Below are 19888 nucleotides of genomic sequence, written 5' to 3'. Positions count from 1 at the left end.
GTACAAGGCACGGCTATGAGCCTCTCCCTGATCCCCGGTCAGAAATTGATCGCCGCCACCCACAATCCCGGCAAGGCGCGGGAGATTTCCGCCCTGCTCGACGGCCGGTTTGAGGTCGTGACCGCCGCGTCGCTGAACCTGCCCGAACCCGACGAAACCGAGGTCAGCTTCATCGGCAACGCCATACTGAAGGCCCGTCACGCCGCCACCAAGGCCGGCATGACCGCCCTGGCCGACGATTCCGGCCTCAGCATTGCCGCGCTGAACGGCGATCCCGGCGTTTACAGCGCGCGCTGGGCTGGACCGGACAAGGACTTTACCCGCGCCGGCGAGGTGATCGGCCACAAGCTGCGCAAGGCCCGCGAAGAGCTAGGGGATGCCTTTACGCTGAAGGCCTGGTTCACCTGTGCCTTGGCGGTCGCCTGGCCGGAAGGCCCGGCCGCGGTTTTTGAGGGCGTGGTCCATGGCGAAATCGTCCTGCCCGGCCGCGGCGACAAGGGCTTTGGCTACGATCCCATTTTCCGCCCGGACGGTTATGACACGACCTTCGCCGAAATGGACCCCAACGCCAAGGACGCCATCAGCCACCGTCACCTGGCCTTCGAACAACTGCGGGCGGCGTTGTTTTGAGAAAAATAGACGTGCTCGCTTTTCCCTTCTCCTACCCACTTGTTGGGGAGGGGGACCGCTCGAATGAGTGGAGACCTGAGGCCAAAGGCCAAGGGTCGGAACGAGTGAGGTGCGGTGGTGGGGTTTCTTACTTCATTTTCAGCCTTGCTGGCCGCCGGCTAAGCAGATGATCCGTCAAGATTTCATCGCCCTTTACGTCCACTGGCCCTACTGTTCGCGTATCTGTCCCTATTGCGATTTCAACGTCACGCGCGATCGCGGGCAGGCGTCGCAACGCAGCCTGTTCGACTCAATCCTGTCCGACCTGAAAAGCCAGTCAGCCCTTCTCGGCCCACGAACCCTGGTTAGCCTCTTTTTCGGCGGCGGCACGCCCTCCCTGCTGCCCCCGGACTGGACCGCCGAACTGATCGCCACGGCCAAACAGCTCTTTCCGTCCACGGACGATATCGAAATCACGCTGGAAGCCAACCCGACCGATGCCGAGATCGCCCGCTACCGCGCCTTCCGCGATGCCGGCATCAACCGGCTCTCCCTGGGCGTCCAATCTCTCGACGACGAAGCCCTGAAATTCCTCGGCCGCAACCACTCCGCCCGCGAAGCCATTACCGGTATTGAAACCGCCCAATCCGTGTTCGGACGGGTGTCTCTGGACCTGATCTACGCCCGACCCGAACAAACCACGCATGACTGGCGCGAAGAACTGACCCGCGCCGCAGCCCTCTCCATCGAACATATCTCGCCCTACCAATTGACGATCGAACAGACCACCGCCTTTGGGCGGGCGGTGCGCCGCGGTCGATGGTCACCACCGGACCAGGACCTTGCCGAAGCCTTCTATTTCGAGACTCAGGACACCTTGGAACGCCTCAACTTCGACGCCTACGAAGTCTCCAATCACGCTCGCGGTATCAATGCTCAGGCGATGCACAATGTTCATATCTGGCGAGGTGTCGACTATATCGGCGTCGGTCCAGGTGCCCATGGTCGTCTGACAATCGATGGCCAGCGCCACGCCACCACCGCCCTGTCCGAGCTGAAGGCCTATACCGCCCGTGTCGCTGACATTGGCGTCGGTCACGAAAGCGAAACCCTGACTCCGCTGGAAGCTGAGGAAGAGGCGGCCATGCTGGGACTGCGCATGGCCGAAGGCGTGGCCTTAAGCCGCTTCAAACTTCTGGATCTACCCGTCAAGGCCGCGCCTCTGATAGACGGCGGCTTTATGGAACTGACTCCCACGCATCTGCGCGCCACGCCAAAAGGCCGTGTGCTGCTGGACAGACTGCTCATGGAGCTTCTATCCTAGGTCATGGAATCCCTTTTCGCCCCGCCGCCCAAACCCGTCAGTCCTGGCCTCTATATCGTGGCCACGCCCATCGGGAACCTGCGCGACATCACCTTGCGAGCGCTCGACGTGCTGCGCGCCGCCGATGTCGTCCTGGCCGAGGACACCCGTGTCGCCGCCAAACTCCTCTCGGCTTATGACCTGAAGAAGAAGCTGATCCGATACGACGACCATGCCGGCCCGCAGGTGGTGCCCGAAATCCTCGATCGTCTGCGCAGCGGTCAGATCATCGCCCAGATCTCCGATGCCGGGACGCCCCTCATCTCCGACCCCGGCTTCCGTCTGGTCGAAGCCGCGCGTGAGGCCGGCGCACACATTCACCCCATCCCCGGCGCCAGCAGCGTCCTGGCGGCCCTGTGCCTGGCCGGACTCCCCACTGACCGTTTCATGTTCGCCGGTTTTCTGCCCGTCAAGTCGGCGGCACGCCAGACCTTCCTGGGTGAATTCGTCAGTCTACGGACGACCCTGGTTTTCTTTGAGACCGGACCACGCGTCCACGATACCCTGACCGACATGGTGACAGTTCTTGGCGACCGTGACGCCTGTGTCTGCCGCGAACTGACCAAGCTGTACGAGACCGGCCATCGCGGCACCTTGTCCACCCTGGCCGCCGATCCGAAGCTTCAGGAGCCCAGGGGCGAAATCGTCATCGTCATCGCTCCGCCGGTCGAGGAAAAACCATCGGCCGAGTCGCTGGATGGCGCCCTGAAGCTGGCCCTGGAGCATTATTCACCTTCGGATGCCGCCCGGCAACTGGCGGACGTCTTCGGTATGCCGCGCAAGGTCATCTATCAGATGGCCCTGGAGCTCAAAGGCAAATGAACCGCAGCCTCCGGGGAGCCAGGGCACGCACATCCGGTCGCATGGCCGAATACGTTGCCATGGTTCACCTGATGCTGAAGGGCTACCGCATCCTGGGTTTTCGCCTGAAAACGCCTCAGGGCGAGATCGACATCCTGGCGCGCAAGGGCAAACGCCTGGCCGTCATCGAGGTCAAACAACGCCAACGGCACGAAGACGCCGCCATCGCCGTATCGTCCGTACAGCAGCACCGTCTTTGGCAGGCGGGCCTGGCCCTGCAACAGAACCGGCCCAACCTGCGCCACCTCGATCTCAGTATTGATCTTTACACCTTGGCACCGGGCCGGTGGCCGGTTCATATCATCGATGCCTTCGAGACCGTCGAACGCTTTTAGGCTTGCGCTACCGCAGCGCGCCCCACATATGAGCCGGGATATGACAGGAAGCCGCCCATGACCCTCCGCGTTGCCGTACAGATGGACCCGATCGAGAAGATCAACATCGCCTCGGACACCACCTTCCTGCTGATGATGGCCGCGCAAGACCGTGGTCACGAACTCTGGGTCTATGAGCCGCAGCACCTGACCCTTGAAGACGGCCGGGTCTCCGCCCGCGGCCGCAAGGTCACCCTGCGCCCGGTCAAGGGCGATCATGTGACCGCCGGCGACTACCAAAAGCTGGATTTAGCTGACGATATCGACGTGGTCCTGATGCGTCAGGATCCGCCCTTCGACATCGCTTACATCACCGCCACCTATTTCCTCGAAACCATCCATCCGAAGACCCTGGTGGTCAACAATCCGACCTCGGTCCGCGACGCGCCGGAAAAGCTGCTGGCCACCCGTTTCGAAGGGCTGCAACCGCCAACCATCATCTCGTCGGATTTCGAGGCGTTGAACGACTTCTTCGACCGTCATGGCGACTGTATCCTGAAACCGCTACACGGCGCCGCCGGCAACGGCATTATCAAGCTGAAGGCCGGCGACCGCAATCTTGACTCCCTGGTCGAGCTGTTCGGCAATATCAGCCGCGAGCCGGTCATCCTGCAGAAATTCATTCCGGCCGTCAGCGCCGGCGACAAACGCATCATCCTGATCGACGGCGAAATCGCCGGTGGTATCAATCGTGTCCCGGCCGAAGGCGGGGTACGCTCCAACCTGCGTGTCGGCGGCCGCGCTGAGCCCCTGATCCTGACCGACCGCGATCGCGAAATCTGCGAAATACTGAAACCCGTCCTGAAAGAGAAGGAACTGATGTTCGTCGGCATCGACGTCATCGGCGACTTTCTGACCGAAATCAATGTCACTTCGCCGACCGGCGCCGTGCAGCTGAAAGCCTTCGAAAACATCGACGTCGGCGTGACCCTGTGGGAACGGATTGAGGCCAAACTCGCCTCCTGAGAACATCGCTCACCGTCGCAAAAGTGTTAACAATCCGTATCTTGCGGAAATTTGACGAAGGTCAAAAACCGTGTTTTCGGTTTTGTTTGCATTTTGTTCTTGATTTGTCTCAAACTCTGCCATAGCTTGTGGATAATTTCCCCTGCTTACCCAAGGTCTAGAGTTTCAGCGCTCAGGAGCCACAAGATATGCCCGCCAGGATCACCACTGTCGCATTCGAAGGGGCAGAAGCCCGCCGAGTCGAAGCCGAGGTGGTGTTGACCAAGGGACCTGTCGCCTTCTCGGTCGTCGGCCTGGGTGACAAGGCGGTGGCCGAGAGCCGTGAGCGCGTCCGCGGCGCCTTTGCAGGTGTCGGCCTGTCTTTGCCGGGGGGCAAACGCATTGTCGCCAACCTGTCACCGGCCGACCTGCCCAAGGAAGGCACCCATTTCGACCTGCCGATCGCCCTGGCCATGATGATTGTCATGGGCATCCTCCCCGAAGACGCCCTCAATGAGTATGTGGTCCTGGGGGAGTTGAAGCTGGATGGCAGCATCGCCCCGGTCGCCGGCGCCTTACCCGCCGCCATCGCCGCCTCGAGCTACGGCATGGGACTGATTTGTCCTTTCGACAATGGTCCGGAGGCAGCCTGGGCCGGCGATGTCAAAATTCTCGCCCCGCGCTCGATCATTGCCCTGATCAACCACTTCAAAGGCCATTTTGTCCTCGAACCGCCCGTGCGCGGCAAACGCGCCGAGCCTCACAAGGCCATGGACCTCAAGGAGGTCAAGGGCCAGGAAGTTCCCAAACGCGCCCTGGAAATTGCTGCCGCCGGGGGTCACAACCTGCTGTTCGTAGGTCCGCCGGGTTCTGGCAAGTCGATGCTGGCCCAGCGCCTGCCGGGCATATTGCCGTCGATGTCAAACCTGGAGCTGCTGGAAACCTCGCAAATCTGGTCGATGGCGGGACTGATCGCCCGCGGCGAACTGACCAATGAACGGCCGTTTCGCGCCCCGCACCATTCAGCGTCGATGGCCGCCCTGACCGGTGGCGGTGTCCGCGCCAAGCCAGGTGAAATGTCCTTGGCGCATAATGGCGTGCTGTTCCTCGATGAACTGCCCGAATTCTCGCCCCAGGCTTTGGATTCGTTGCGCCAACCGCTGGAAACCAACGAAATCGTCGTCGCCCGCGCCAATCACCACATCAAATACCCAGCCCGCGTGCAACTGGTCGCCGCCATGAATCCGTGCAAGTGCGGCCACGGCGGGGTCGGCCGCGGTTCCTGCGGCAAGGCGCCGCGCTGCCTGAAGGATTATCAGGGCCGGGTATCGGGACCGCTGATGGACCGGATCGACCTGCAGATCGATGTGCCCGCCGTGACCGCTATGGACATGGCCCTGCCCGCCCCCGCTGAAGGCTCGGACGAGGTTCGTCTCCGCGTCGAATCCGCCCGCCAACTTCAGGCCGAACGCGCCCATCGCCTCGACCTCGCCCCGGGGAATGCCCTGAATGCCACCGCCCACGGATCGGGCCTGGAGCAGATCTGCAATCTTGACCCCACAGCCAAGACGCTACTGACCCAGGCCGCACAGCAAACGGGCCTGTCGGCACGCGGCTGGACACGGACGCTTCGCCTGGCGCGAACCATTGCCGACCTGGAACAATCGGGCTCCGTCTTGCGCCGCCACGTCGCCGAAGCCCTGGTCTACCGTCGCACTGGGCCGTTTAACGAAGATTCGCCCGCCGGTTTTGCACAGGCGCCAGTCCATGCGTCGTCGCGTCTTTGAGCTAACTTAATCTTTGTACCCTAATGTGGTGCCCATCAGAACGATGGATGTACAGACCGAATGTCGCCCCTGCGTACCGACTCAGAAAGCCACACACCTTCGCCCGAAGAAAAGCTTAAGGCGCGTGAGGACTTCTTCCGGCTGATGAGCCACGAAATCCGCACCCCCCTCAATGGTTTGATGGGCATGCTGGACCTGATGGCCAAGACGCCGCTGAGCCCCGATCAGAATTCCTACCTTACTACCGCACGCCATTCCGGTGAGCATTTACTGACATTGGTCAACGACCTGCTCGACTATGCGCGCATCGATGCCGGCCGCATCGAACTGGAAACCGGCGAGGTCCATCTCGAACCCCTGCTACAAAGCGTCGCCGAACTTTTGTCGCCGCGCGCCCACGCCAATCATATCGAGATCGCATGGAGCCTGGACCCCCGCCTGGACTTCATCCAGGCCGACGAGGGCCGGCTGCGCCAGATTCTGTTCAACCTGGCCGGCAATGCCATCAAATTCACCGCGACCGGCGGGGTTCTGATCCAGGTCGGCCTGACCGACGACGACCTTATCCGCTTCAGCATCCGCGACACCGGTCCGGGCATCCCACCGGAAGCTCGCGAACGCATCTTCGAGGAGTACGGCCAGGTCCATCCCACCCACGCCACCCGTTATGGCGGCGCCGGCCTGGGCCTGGTGGTCGTCAAGAAGCTGGTCGAAGTCATGGACGGCACGCTGAGCCTTGAGTCCGAAATCGGCAAGGGGTCGACCTTCAGCGTCGAATTCCGGGCGTCCTATGGCCTGCGTCTGCGCGGCGCGGCGCCGAAGCATCCGCGCACCGTCACCCTGATCAGCGCCAATCCGGTCCTGGTCGACGGCGCCCGCAGCCACCTGGCAGCCCACGACGTCCGACTGCGTGATGTCCCGGGCGTCGAAGATTGTTACGCTTCGCAGGGTTTGATCCTGGCCGACCGCGCGGCCTTTGCTGGCCCCGTCATGGCACCGTCACCGCGCAGTCTTGTCCTTCTTACGCCAGAACAACGCGACGAAATCGCCGAATGGCGCGAACACGGCTGGGCGGGCTATCTCATCAAGCCTCTGCGTCGCGCCTCGCTGATTGAACGGCTGGAAGCGCTCCAGGGCCAGGGCGTCACGCCGGCGCACAATGACGACGACCGCATCATCACGGAGTCCGGCCAGGACAAGGCAGTGTTGCTGGTCGAGGATAACCCCGTCAATGCCCTGCTGGCTCAGATTCTGCTCCAGCGTGAAGGCTGCCGCGTCGAGCGGGCATCATCGGGCGAAGAAGCCATCGACGTCCTGAAAGACCGCAAGTTCGACCTGATCTTTATGGATCTAGGCTTGCCGGGCCTGGATGGTCTGGGAACGACACGTGAGGTCCGCGCCCTCGGTGTGCGCACCCCGATTATCGCCCTGACCGCCAATGCCTACGAGGAAGACCGCCGCGCCTGCCTGGCCGCCGGTATGAACGACTTTCTCACCAAACCTATCGAGCTGGTGGCGCTGAAGGCGCGATTGCAAACCTGGACCGGCGCCCGGCCTCAGGTCAAAAGCGCCTAAGGCTTGCCGTTTCGGTAAACTGGTCTAGGCTCTCCGGCGAAGTAACTGGGAGGCCCATATGTCCGAATCACCAAAGGCGGAAAGGAAGACGTTCATCCAGAGCGTGAAACCCTTCTTTACCCGGCCGGCCCTGGTGATGATCCTGCTGGGCTTTTCGTCCGGCCTGCCGTTGTCCCTGATCTTTGACACCCTGTCGGTGTGGCTACGTACGGCGGACCTGTCGCTGACCACGATCAGCTATTTCTCGCTGGTCACCTTTGTCTACAGTCTGAAATTTGTCTGGGCGCCGGTGCTGGACCGCGTCGGTCTGCCGGGTCTGACGCGCATGCTGGGCCACCGCCGTAGCTGGATCCTCCTCAGCCAGGCGGTCATCATGCTGGGGCTGTGGGCAATTTCAACCATGAACCCACAGACTCAGTTGGGGTTGATGGCCATAGCCGCCATCGTCATCGGCTTTGCCGGTGCCACTCAGGACATCGTTATCGACGCCTGGCGGATTGAAACGGCCGGCGAGTCCGACGATCGCCAGGCAATCATGGCCACTGCCACCGCCTGGGGGGCGCGCATCGCGCCGTTCGTGTCGGGTGTCATACCGCTGCTGATTGCGGATGAAGAAAAGGGACTGGGTTGGGGGTGGGGCGTTGCCTATGCGATAATGGCAGCGCTGATGATTCTGGGAATCATCGGCGTTCTCCTGGCACCCAAGGAGGGGGAACATCGGGTTCGGCCCATCGACTACGGCAATGCCGTGGCCAATCCAAGCCTCGAACTGGTGGAATGGGTTGCGCGGCTTGCGGTCATGGCGGTTGGCATCTGTCTGATAGGGTGTGGCCTGACGGCCAATATCGACCTGTTTAAATGGCTGTTCCCGTCACCGGAGGCCTTCGATGCCGCCAAAGGGCTGTGGACCAGTAAGGCCCTGGGCGTCTTTATCCAGGTTCCGGCCGTGCTAACGGGGTTGGGTCTGGTGGGGCTGGCCTGTATCCCGTTGCGCGGCAAGTTGATCGTATCGGAAGGTGAGAAGCCTGGGGCCGACCGCAGGCTGACCCGGCCGGGCGCCTATCTGAAACAGACCTTTATCGTGCCGGTCGCGGCCTTTTTCGAGCGTTATGAGAACCTGGCCTGGCTGATGTTCGCCACCATCTGCGTGTACCGCGTTTCGGATTTCCTTCTGAACGTCAACGGCGCCTTCTATGTCGACCTGGGTTATAACCTGGCGATCATTGCCGAGGTCCGCAAGATATTCGGCGTGATCATGACCATGCTGGGCGTGGCGCTGGGCGGGATCGTGATGGCCCGTTTCGGTATGAAGACGGCACTGATCTTCGGCGCGGTGGTTGGGTCGTTCTCGAACCTGGCCTATGCCTGGCTGGCGACCCAGGGCAATGATATGGTGCATCTCACCATGCCGTGGGGCAGTGTGTGGGAGTTCCCGGTCGCCTTTTCGGTCGCATTGGGCATCGACAACGCCTCCGGCGGCGTCGCCGGCACCGTGTTGATCGCCTACATGTCGTCTTTGATTTCCAAGGGCTATGCCGCCCAGCAATATGCCCTGTTTACCTCGCTGTACGCCCTGCCGGGTAAGCTTCTGGCCTCACAGTCCGGCCGGATCGTGGAATCTTCGGCCAAGGCGGCGGACAATGGCGGGTTCAGCCTGAAAAGCTGGTTTGGCGCTTTGCCGGAAGCCGCCTATGCCAAGCCGGCCCAGGTTATGGGCGTCACCCGCGAAGCCTTGGGGACCGGCTACATCGTGTTTTTCACCTACTCTTCGCTGATCGGGATAGCCGCGATTGCGCTGAGTTTGTGGCTGATTACGGTGCAACGACAGAAGGATGACACGGACGGTGATGGGGTCAAGGGGTCGTGACCCCTTGCCTTAGGAACAAGAAAAAGACCGGTCCCTAAGTGGGCCGGTCTTTTTCTTGTATTTAAGAGAAGGGGCCTCGGGCCCCTTCACCCCATAACTCGACAGCGTTACACTTTGACCGACGCACGTATGTCATATGCCGCAAACGTCGCCATGGTCAGGATCTTGCTCACCGAATCCGACAGTTGGCAGATCTGCACCGGCTTACTTAGGCCCAGCAACAGCGGTCCCACCACCGTTGCCCCGCCAATCGCCTCGATCAGATTGGTCGAGATCGACGCCGAATGAATGGCCGGCATGATCAGCACGTTCGCCGGCGCCGTCAAACGCTGGAACGGATAGTTGACCCAACGGGCGGAATCCAAAGCGATCTCCGGCGACATCTCGCCTTCGAACTCGAAATCGACCCCGCGCTGCTCCAGCAGCCGCACGGCTTGCGACACCCGCTCCGACCGCTCACCCGCCGGATTGCCGAAGTTGGAATAGCTCATAAACGCCACACGGGGCGTATGGCCCATATTGCGCACCGCCGTCGCCGCTTCGATGGCGATGTCGCCCAATTCCTCAGGTGACGGCAGCTCCGACACCGTTGTGTCAGCGATGAACAGGGTCTTGCCGCGTGCCAGAACGATCGACATACCCATGATCCGACCGCCCGGCGCCGGGTCGACCACGCGCATCACTTCCTCGAACGCCTGGTCAAAGGCCCGCGTCACACCTGTCACCATACCGTCGGCATGACCCGACATCAGCATGGCCGCGGCGAACGAGTTACGATCCAGATTGATCAGCCGCTCGACGTCGCGCTTCAGATAGCCCTTGCGCTGCAACCGCGCATACAGCAGTTGCGCGTAAGCGTCGCGCCGGTGCGATTTGCGGGCGTTGATGATCTCGATATCTTCTTCGTCCGGGTTCAGACCGGCGACGCGCATATTGTCCCGGATCAGGTTCTCCCGACCGCACAGCAAGGGAATCCCCAGACCCGACTGTTTGAAGGCATGCGCCGCGCGGATAACCGAAATGTCCTCGCCTTCGGCAAACACGATGCGCTTGGCCGGACGCGACCGCACCGTCGAGGTAATGTTCTGCAAAAGGCCCGCCGACGGGTCAAGCCGCTGCTCAAGTGACTTGCGATAGGCGTCCATGTCGGTGATCGGCTTGCGCGCCACGCCCGTATCCATCGCCGCCTGGGCGACAAAGGGCGGCACATACCACAACAGACGCGGATCGAACGGCGACGGGATGATGTAGTCCTTGCCGAACTTCAGGTGCCGGCCCTGATACGCCGCAGCGACCTCGTCCGGCACATCCTCACGCGCCAGCATCGCCAGAGCCTTGGCGGCGGCCAGCTTCATCTCGTGGTTCACCCGGCGCGCGCGTACGTCCAGCGCGCCACGGAAGATGTACGGGAAGCCCAGGACGTTATTGACCTGGTTCGGATAGTCCGACCGGCCCGTCGCCACGATGGCGTCAGATCGCACCTTGGCGACATCTTCCGGCGTGATTTCCGGGTCCGGATTGGCCATGGCGAAGATGATCGGATTGGCGGCCATGGTGGCCACCATGTCCGAGGTCAGCACACCCCTGGCCGACAGCCCCAGGAACACGTCGGCGCCGACCATGGCTTCAGCCAAAGTGCGCTTGTTGGTCCGGGTGGCGTGGGCCGATTTCCACTGATCCATATCGACCTTGCGGCCTTCGAAAACCACGCCATGAATGTCGACGACGGTCGTATTGTCGTGGCGCACACCCAGCGCCTTGATCAGCGACAGGGACGACAGGCCCGCAGCACCCGCGCCGCACAGCACCACCTTGACGTCTTCGATGCGCTTTCCGGTGATTTCCAGCGCGTTGATCAGGCCGGCCGCAGCGATGATGGCCGTGCCGTGCTGATCGTCGTGGAAGACCGGAATATCAGCCAGGTCCTGCAGCGCCGCTTCGATGATGAAGCATTCTGGCGACTTGATGTCTTCCAGATTGATGCCGCCGAACGACGCCGTAATGTTCTTGACCACGGTGATGAATTCGTCCGGATCCTGCGTCGTGACTTCGATATCGAAACTGTCGATATCACCGAAACGCTTGAACAGAACCGCCTTGCCCTCCATCACCGGCTTGGAGGCCAAGGCCCCCAGATTGCCCAGACCCAGAATGGCCGTGCCGTTGGAAATCACCGCGACCATATTGCCCTTGGCGGTATAGTCGTAAGCAGTCTCCGGATTTTCGGCGATGCGCCGCACCGGAACGGCCACGCCCGGCGAATAGGCCAGGGCCAGGTCGCGTTGGGTCGCCATCGGCTTGGTCGGCAGGAGCGCGATCTTGCCGGGCTGCGGATACTGGTGCAGATAAAGGGCTTCGTCGTCGCTGAAAGTCTGTTTTTCGCTCGGCATGGGTCCGGAACTCTGTGTGGCAATTTGTATTATGATTATGATTTTGTTGGCTAAAGCTACTAGAACACAATGACCAAGGGATAAAGCCGCAACTGCCTTTGGCGTGTATTTTTGTAGACCGGAAAGTGAAACGCCGCACGAGGTGTGACTTTTTGGGATCGAATTCTTCCCTAAGGTTTGTTGGAAAGTCACTGACACCTTACCCCAATGGAAACTACGCTGATTTTTTAAGACGCTATGCGCCGCGACTCAGTGACTTCCAACGGGCATAACGTAACGGAACTTGATTGTGTTCTTATTTTGTTCTAATGGTTAATTGTGAACGTTTTTGCCTGTCGTCTTTCCACAAGCGTTAACAAGGGTTAATTTCATCCGATGAACGCCCAGGTCCCGATCGATTCGCCCAAAGACGCCACGGATTTCGCCGACGCCACGCCGGTGATGGCGCAATATCTCAAGACCAAGCAGGAACATCCCGACGCTCTGTTGCTGTTCCGTATGGGCGACTTCTACGAAATCTTCTTCGATGACGCCGTGGTGGCGTCTCAGGCCCTGTCGCTCGCTTTGACCAAGCGCGGTGTCTATCAGGGCAAGGACATACCTCTGGCCGGCGTACCGGCCCACGCCCTGGACGCCTACGTCTCCAAGCTGATCCGCCTGGGCTTTCGCGTTGCCGTCTGTGACCAGCTCGAAGACCCGGCCGAAGCCAAGAAACGGGGTTCCAAGTCCGTCGTCAAACGCGGCGTTGTCCGCGTCGTTACGCCCGGCACCCTGACCGAAGACACCCTGCTGGAAGACCGCGGCGCCAACCGGCTGATCGCCCTGTCCTCACGCGGCGGCGTGATGGCGATCGCCAGCGTCGAACTGTCGACCGGCGATGTCGAATGCCTCGAAATCGAGCCCGAGACCTTGAGCTCGCACCTGTCGGCGCTGCGGCCGTCCGAAACCCTGGTCGCCGATCGGCTGCTGCAGGACGAGGCCGTTTTCGGGCTGCTCAAACAATATGGCGGCGTCCTGCAACCGCAACCGTCGTCGCTCAGCGATCCCTCCGCTGGCGAACAGCGCCTGCTCTACCTGTACGGCGTGGCCACGCTCGATGGTTTCGGTAGTTTCTCGGCGTCCGAAATGTCGGCACTCGGCATGCTGGCCGCCTATATCGACGTCACCCAGGCCGGCAAACGCCCGGTCCTGAAACCGCCGGCAAAGGTAATCTCGCACAACCACCTGGCGATCGACGCCGCCACGCGTAATTCGCTCGAGATTGACAGAACGCAACAGGGCAAGCGCGAAGGCTCGCTGATCGCTGCGCTCGATATGACCGTCACCTCCGGCGGCGGCCGTCTGCTGGCAGCGCGCCTGGCCCGGCCGCTGTTCCAGCCCGACGCCATCAATGCCCGGCTGGACACCGTCGCCTGGCTGCTGCCGCGCCGCGATGCCCGCAACGACCTGCGCCACCTGATGCGGTCTTTAAGCGACCAGGTCCGCGCCCTGTCGCGCCTGTCGCTGAACCGCGGCGGACCGCGCGACTTAACCGTCATCCAGAATGGCTTGACCGTCGGCGAAACCCTGGCCGCGACGTTGAACGATGCCGCCCATGACGGTATCGACCCGGTGCTGCCGGCGGAAATCGACAGCGTTATCACCGCCCTGATCCCCTCCCCGCCCGTGGCCGCCCTGCGCGCCCGGTTGGAACGCGCCCTGGTCGAAGAGCCGGCGCTCTCCTTGAAGGACGGCGGTTTCATTCGCGCTGGTTACAGCGCCGAACTGGACGAAATGCGCGGCTTGCGCGACGACAGCCGCCAGATCGTCCTGAACCTGGAACAACGCCTGGCCGCCGAAACCGGCATCGCCATCCGCATCAAGTTCAACAACGTCCTGGGCTATTTCATCGAGCTAAGCCAGAAGCTGGCCGAACAGTTGGTGGCGCAGGATACGGCGAAACAGTTCATCCACCGGCAATCCCTCGCCAATCAGGTCCGCTTCGTCACCACCGAACTGGTCGACCTCGACTCGCGCATCCAGCGCGCCGCCGCCAGCGCGCTCGGCCTCGAAATGGAACTTTTTGAGACCCTTCGTGACGAGGTCCGTTCCGTCGCGCCGCAGATCCAGGCCGCCCACGACGCCATCTGCGCCCTGGACGTTGCCTGCGCCAATGCGTGCTGGGCCGAAGAGTTCGACGCCACCCGCCCGGTCATCGACGATACTCAACGCCTCGAGATCAGCCGAGGCCGCCACCCCGTGGTCTGCGCCGTGCTCAAGTCCCAGGGTAAGCCGTTTACACCCAACGATGTGGCCCTCGATGCCGAAGGCGCGATATCGGCGCGGCTGTCGCTTGTCACCGGCCCGAACATGGCGGGTAAGTCGACCTTCCTGCGCCAGAACGCGCTGCTGATCGTCATGTCCCAGGCCGGACTTTTCGTGCCGGCCAAGGCCATGCATCTGGGCGTCGTCGACCGTCTGTTTTCGCGGGTCGGCGCTGGTGACGACCTGGCCCAGGGCCGCTCGACCTTCATGATGGAGATGGTCGAAACCGCCGCCATCCTGCAGCAGGCGACGACGCGGTCCTTCGTCATCCTGGATGAAATCGGCCGCGGCACGGCCACCTATGACGGCCTGGCCATCGCCTGGGCCTGTGCCGAGGACCTGCACGACCGCATCCAGTGCCGTGCCCTGTTCGCCACCCACTATCACGAGATGGCCGTGCTGGATAAACGCCTGAAGGCGCTCAGCAATCTCAGCCTCCAGGCACGCGAGCACAATGGCGAGCTGATCTTCCTGCATGAGGTCCGCGCCGGTTCGGCCGACCGCTCCTACGGCGTGCAGGTGGCGCGCCTGGCCGGCATGCCCGGCGGGGTGGTTACCCGCGCCCGCGATATCCTGACGCGCCTGGAAGAAGACAACCAGACCAAGCTGCGCCTGGACGATCTGCCGCTGTTCTCGCACACCCGGGCCCCGGCACCCGTCTCGCGTGAGCACTCCAAGGCGGAAACCCTTTTGAAATCGCTGAATCCTGACGATTTAAGCCCTAAAGAAGCCTTGGAAGTTATCTATAATTTACACAAGTTGGTTAAAACCGACGGCTGAGTAAATCCAGGTAAAAAGAACCGTATGTTGACCCTGACTACACCGGCGGCGCCGGCCTATCGTATCGACGGCCGCGCCCTGCGTCAGTCCCTGACCCAGGCGTTCGAGGAGTCCAGCGGTGATACCTCCGACCTGCGCCGTCGCGCGGTCAGTATCCTGAAAGAAGCGTGGGACCTGAGCCGTGCCAGCATCCTGAGCCATATCGATGAGGGCAAGGGCGGCCTGGCCACCGCCCGGTCGCTGGCCAAGGTGGCCGACGAAGTCGTCTCAGCGCTGTGGGATTTTACCCTTACCCACGTCTATCGCGCCCGTAACCCCACCGAAGGCGAACGCCTCAGTCTGGTCGCCGTCGGCGGCTACGGCCGCGGCGAACTGGCGCCGCAATCCGATCTCGACCTGCTGTTTCTGCGCGCCTGGAAGGAAACCTCGCACTCGGAATCGGTCATCGAGTTCATCCTCTATACCCTGTGGGACTTAGGCATAAAGGTCGGCCATTCGTCGCGCACGGTCGACGAGACACTGAAATTCGCCCGCAGCGACCACACCATCATGACCGCCCTGCTGGAACGCCGCCACATTGCCGGCGACAGCGAATTGGTCCAGCAACTGGAAGACCGCATGGCGTCGGAAGGGCTCAAGTCGAACATGTTCGACTTTGTCGCCGCCAAGCTGGAAGAGCGTGACAGCCGCCATTTCAAAGCCGGTGCAACGCGCTACGTGGTGGAACCGAACATCAAGGAAGGCAAGGGCGGCCTGCGCGACCTGCACACCCTGTTCTGGGTCGCGCAATACATGGCTGCAGCGGATGCCGGCCAGACCAAGCCGCGCATCGTCGGGGAAAAGCGCAAGGCCGATTGGGGGGTACTGGACCGCCTGCTGACCGACAAGGAACGCGATATCTTCCTGCGTGCCTTCGACTTCCTGTGGAAGGTGCGCATCCTGATGCACCAGGCCGCCGGACGGGCCGAAGAACGGCTCAGCTTTGACCTGCAACCCGAAATCGCCCGCCGCATGGGCTTTGTCGATCGTCAGGGTGAACCGAACGTCGAGCGTTTCATGCGCCGATATTTCGTGACGTCCAAGGAAGTCGGCGCCCTGACACGCACCTTCTGCACGAAGTTGGAAGCCCAGCAGGCCAAACCCCTGGCCCGCCTGTCCAACATGCTGCAGTCGGGGTTGATGAACCTTAACAAGGCCGACCATCCGGGCTTCGTCGTCACGCAGGGCCGTCTCAGCGTCAACAGCCCCGACATCTTCCAGAAGTCACCCGTGGCCATGTTCCTGCTGTTCAAGATGGCCGACCGCCTGATGCTGGACCTGCACCCGGACGCCTTCACGGCGATCGCGCGCAACCTGAAACTGGTGACGCCGTCTCTGCGGCGAAACCCTGAGGCGGCACGGCTTTTTCTCGACCTGCTGGTGCGCGGCCGCAATCCGTACAAGACGCTGAGCATGATGTCGGAGACTGGACTGCTCGGGCGTTATATCCCGGAATTTGGCCGCATCGTCGCCCAGACCCAGTTCAACATGTATCATGCCTATACGGTCGATGAGCACACCCTGCGTGCCGTTGATGTCATCCATGGCATTGATACCGGCCGGTATAAGGACGAACATCCGCTGGCCACCCTGATCATGCCGCAACTGGTCGACAAGGAGAGCCTGTACTTGGCCATGTTGCTGCACGACACCGGCAAGGGCGGCGAGCACGGCCAGGAAATCGGCGGCGAGATCGCGGCCAAGAAGGCGTGCGAACGTCTCGGAATGCCCGACTGGAAGATCGAGCAGGTCGCGTGGCTGGTCCGCCATCACCTGGTACTCAGCGACTACGCTCAGAAGCGAGACGTCTCCGATCCCGAAACCGTGGCGGCGTTTGCCCAGATCGTCGAAACGCCGGAACGTCTGCGTCTGTTGCTGATCTTGACCGTGGCCGATATCCGCGCCGTCGGGCCGGGCGTGTGGAACGCCTGGAAGGGCCAGCTGATGCGCGACCTGGTCTCCGCCACCGAAAGCGCCTTCCGCGGCGGCCGCGGCAATGATGCCGTCGCCCAGGTGCGCCAGGAACTGAGCAGCCGCGCTCAGGAGCGCCGCGCGTCACTGAGTGACAAGAACGACGACATGGCCGCCTGGCTTGAGACCATGGACGAATCCTATCTGTTCTCGTTTTCGGCCGACGACATCAAGAGCCATGCCGCCCTGGTGTGGTCGACCTTCGATTCCGAACCGGCGGCCAAGGCCCGCATCGACATCGGCCGCAACGCCACCGCCTTTTCGATCTCGGCCGATGACCGGCCGGGCCTGTTCGCTGACCTGTCGCGCGCCTTTGCCAATATGGGCGGCAACGTCGTCGGCGCCCAGGTCTTTACCTCCTCCAGCGGCCACGCCCTGGACGTCTTCTACGTTCAGGACAGCCAGGGCCTGCCCTTTGGCCACGACGATGCGCAGCGCATGAAACAGGCCGAACAGCAGTTGGAACAGGCCGCTCTGGGCCATCTGCCGCCGCCGGTGGCCTACCGGTCTGCACTGGCCGGGCGCACCGCGGCCTTTGCCATTGCGCCGACCGTAGCCTTCGACGACGCCAGCAAGGCCAATGCGACGATTATTGAGGTGTCGGGCCGTGACCGTCCGGGTCTTCTGGCGGATCTGGTCGATGTTATGGCGCGCCTGCGCATGGACATCGCTTCGGCGCACATCGACTGCTATGGCGAACGCGCCGTCGACGCCTTTTACGTCACGGATCACTTCAAAAAGTCGCAGCTGACCGCCGGCCAGAAACAGGTGCTGAAAAAGCAGTTGCTCCAGGTCCTGGAGCGCGCCGAACAGCCGCCGAAGAAGCCCCTGACCCAGGCGCGGGCGTCTCTGGCACGATAGAGCGTTGTGACGCCCTGTTTCTATCGAGCTGCGGCATTCCGCGCCTTGATACCGGCACAAAAGCGGCAGACTATGCCGCCATGGCACTGATCCATCCGCCGGCCCACAAGATCCATCCCCGCCCGCTGCCGAAATGGCGGTGGTTGCCGCAGTTTTTCATCAATCCGCTGTCTATCTATTCCGAACAGGCCTTCGAAAGCCTGTATGCGCGCTCCGAGGCTTTCGGTATCGACACCTTGTCGATCAATGATCCCGCCGGGATCAAGCACGTCCTGCTCGACAACATGGCCAATTATGAACGGCCGGTGGTGCTGGCGCGGCTATTCCGGCCGGCCATGGGCCGGGGCGTTTTTCTGGCAGAGGGGACGGAGTGGCGGCGGCAAAGGCGGATGCTGGCACCCCTGTTCAGCCCCGCCGCGATCAACGACCTGATCCCGCATTTCCAGACGGCCGGCGAACAGATGCTGTCGCGTCTGGGTCAGGGCGGGAATGTCCGGCTGTCGGAAGTGTTTCACCGAGCCGCTCTGGATGCCGTGCTGAAAGCACTGTTTTCGCTCAAGGCCGAGGGCCACCATGCCGATATTCCGGTTATGGTGCGTCAATATTTGGGTGGCGCTGGCCGGCCCAATCCGCTGGACGGCATGGCCCGGACAGAAGACGACTTCGGCTGGGCTCAGGCGTCGCGCAAGGCCTTCAGCCGCAAATGGACCGCCATGGTGGACGGTGTGATCGCCGAACGCCGTACGGCCGGCGGGGATCAGGCCCACGCCCGCGGCGACCTGCTCGACCTGTTGCTCAGCGCCCGCGATCCGCAAACCGGCGAAGGTCTCACTGACGCCGAAATCCGCGATCAGTGCTCGACCATGCTGGCGGCCGGTTTCGAGACGACGTCGCGGATGCTGTTCTGGGCCAGTTATCTTCTATCGCTTGATACGGCAGAGCAGGACCGTCTGCGGGCGGAAATCGCGGCATTCACCCCCGATCGCGTTACCCGCATGGAGGATCTGGCCCACTGGCCACGACTGCGCAACACCTTGCTGGAGGCGCTGCGATTTTATCCGCCGGCCGCCTACGTGACCCGCCGGGCCATGGGCGCGGATGTGATCGACGGTCACCAGATTTCCGCCGGCACCGAAATCTGGATCAGCCCCTTCGTGCTGCATCGTCATCGCAAATTCTGGGATCAGCCAACGGCATTTATGCCGGATCGATTCGCCGGCGTGAATGCGCCCTGGACGACGATGGAAGGCTATCTGCCTTTTGGCGCCGGGCCGCGCATCTGTATCGGCGCCAGCTTTGCCATGGTGGAGGGCCAGATCCTGCTGGCGCACCTCTTGTCGCGATTCACGGTCACAGCCACAGATAACCAACCGGTCCTGCCGGTATTCCGGGTTACCACCGTGCCAGACCGAGATCCACTGTTTCGCCTGACTCAAGCCTTGCCAGCAGCATAGATAGACGGCGTTTCAATGGTACGGCTTGCAACCCTCAGGTCACTTGGGTGTAACGCCACCTTCCATGAGGACGGCCGCCAGCGCATTCAGGTCGAGGTGCTTGATGAGGCCGGCCATGCCCTGGGACACTTCGGGTGCCGAAAACAGCCCTTTTGATGCGACCTGACCCAGAACGTTGAAGCTGGATTGGATGGATTCCTCGCCTTCGTGCTTGACGGCGTCGATCGTTTGCTTGCGGCAATCGACCGTGATCAGCCGGGTGAAAAGCTGGCCGGTCTTCTTGTCGAAACCGTCTCTCTGTTCGGACGTGATGTTCGAATAGGCTTTGATGTCGGGATGCAGCGCCAGGGCTGAAAATACCCACAGCATCAGGCTCTTCTGGTCGTCGGCGGTGGCCGATGCCACCAGACATTTGGTCAGTTCGTCGCTGTAGGCGCCGGCGTGCGCGGGCGCCGTTCCCAAAAATGCCGCTGCGAACGCGATGGCGCCGAGTTTCAGTCTCATGGTTTGCCCCTCTGATGTGCAAGGCCACTATACCCACACAGCCAGTTGCGGCAATCCCCGGAATCAGCGCTGTCGAGTTTTGGTCCTAGGGACTTGCCGCTAGAGCGGGCTGCGTTTTGATGGAATCAAAAGCCCGCTCTAGGTTTTTGTTGTGTCGCGCAATTTTACCGAAAAGTGCTGCACACTTTATCGGATTGCGCTTCA

Annotated in this window: 13 protein-coding genes; 11 read left to right on the top strand and 2 right to left on the bottom strand. The window is 61.9% G+C overall.

Going from position 1 to position 19888, the window contains the following annotated elements:
* The first annotated feature begins 15 nt into the window (after positions 1-15).
* From rdgB to ABI_RS02440, 8 genes are all read left to right on the top strand, one after another.
* Entirely contained in the window at positions 16-630 is a 615-nt protein-coding gene (rdgB, locus tag ABI_RS02475; RefSeq protein ID WP_006271240.1) for an RdgB/HAM1 family non-canonical purine NTP pyrophosphatase, read from the top strand.
* A gap of 166 nt (positions 631-796) precedes the next feature.
* Complete coding sequence (gene hemW, locus ABI_RS02470; RefSeq protein WP_006271239.1) at positions 797-1933, top strand: radical SAM family heme chaperone HemW; 1137 nt, start codon at positions 797-799, stop codon at positions 1931-1933.
* A gap of 3 nt (positions 1934-1936) precedes the next feature.
* On the top strand, positions 1937-2794 hold the full coding sequence (rsmI, locus tag ABI_RS02465; RefSeq protein WP_006271238.1) for a 16S rRNA (cytidine(1402)-2'-O)-methyltransferase: 858 nt from the start codon (positions 1937-1939) through the stop codon (positions 2792-2794).
* Positions 2791-3168 carry a YraN family protein gene (locus ABI_RS02460; RefSeq protein ID WP_040308512.1) on the top strand — a complete coding sequence of 126 codons (378 nt, stop codon included), beginning with the start codon at positions 2791-2793 and terminating at the stop codon, positions 3166-3168. Before rsmI ends, ABI_RS02460 begins: the two co-directional genes overlap by 4 nt.
* A 57-nt stretch (positions 3169-3225) precedes the next feature.
* Positions 3226-4173: a glutathione synthase gene (gene gshB / locus ABI_RS02455; RefSeq protein WP_006271236.1), complete on the top strand. Its 948-nt coding sequence runs from the start codon at positions 3226-3228 to the stop codon at positions 4171-4173.
* Between the two features lie 188 nt (positions 4174-4361).
* Positions 4362-5939, top strand: coding sequence for a YifB family Mg chelatase-like AAA ATPase (locus ABI_RS02450; RefSeq protein ID WP_006271235.1), 1578 nt, complete (start codon positions 4362-4364; stop codon positions 5937-5939).
* A 60-nt stretch (positions 5940-5999) separates the two neighbouring features.
* A complete protein-coding gene (locus ABI_RS02445) occupies positions 6000-7514 on the top strand; it encodes a response regulator (protein ID WP_006271234.1) in 1515 nt (504 codons plus the stop codon).
* 58 nt (positions 7515-7572) lie between these two features.
* The gene (locus ABI_RS02440) at positions 7573-9381 is read left to right on the top strand and encodes an AmpG family muropeptide MFS transporter (RefSeq protein WP_006271233.1); all 1809 of its coding nucleotides are present in this window, start codon (positions 7573-7575) and stop codon (positions 9379-9381) included.
* Between the two features lie 107 nt (positions 9382-9488).
* On the opposite strand, the gene ABI_RS02435 is transcribed toward ABI_RS02440, so the two are convergent.
* Positions 9489-11771, bottom strand: coding sequence for an NADP-dependent malic enzyme (locus ABI_RS02435; RefSeq protein WP_006271232.1), 2283 nt, complete (start codon positions 11769-11771; stop codon positions 9489-9491).
* Between the two features lie 375 nt (positions 11772-12146).
* Between ABI_RS02435 and mutS the strand changes: the two genes are divergently transcribed.
* The 3 genes from mutS (at position 12147) to ABI_RS02420 (ending at position 19180) form a co-directional block, all read left to right on the top strand.
* A complete protein-coding gene (gene mutS / locus ABI_RS02430; protein ID WP_006271231.1) occupies positions 12147-14855 on the top strand; it encodes a DNA mismatch repair protein MutS in 2709 nt (902 codons plus the stop codon).
* A 24-nt stretch (positions 14856-14879) separates the two neighbouring features.
* Entirely contained in the window at positions 14880-17726 is a 2847-nt protein-coding gene (locus ABI_RS02425) for a [protein-PII] uridylyltransferase (protein WP_006271230.1), read from the top strand.
* A gap of 80 nt (positions 17727-17806) precedes the next feature.
* On the top strand, positions 17807-19180 hold the full coding sequence (locus ABI_RS02420; RefSeq protein ID WP_006271229.1) for a cytochrome P450: 1374 nt from the start codon (positions 17807-17809) through the stop codon (positions 19178-19180).
* Positions 19181-19219: 39 nt separating this feature from the next.
* Here ABI_RS02420 and ABI_RS02415 read toward each other — a convergent pair whose 3' ends face one another.
* A complete protein-coding gene (locus ABI_RS02415) occupies positions 19220-19684 on the bottom strand; it encodes a hypothetical protein (RefSeq protein WP_006271228.1) in 465 nt (154 codons plus the stop codon).
* Between the last annotated feature and the right edge of the window lie 204 nt (positions 19685-19888).

This window comes from Asticcacaulis biprosthecium C19, assembly GCF_000204015.1.
Classification (GTDB): Bacteria; Pseudomonadota; Alphaproteobacteria; order Caulobacterales; family Caulobacteraceae; genus Asticcacaulis; species Asticcacaulis biprosthecius.
The sequence above is the reverse complement of the archived record's forward strand: the minus strand, read 5'-3'. Positions and strand labels throughout refer to the sequence as shown.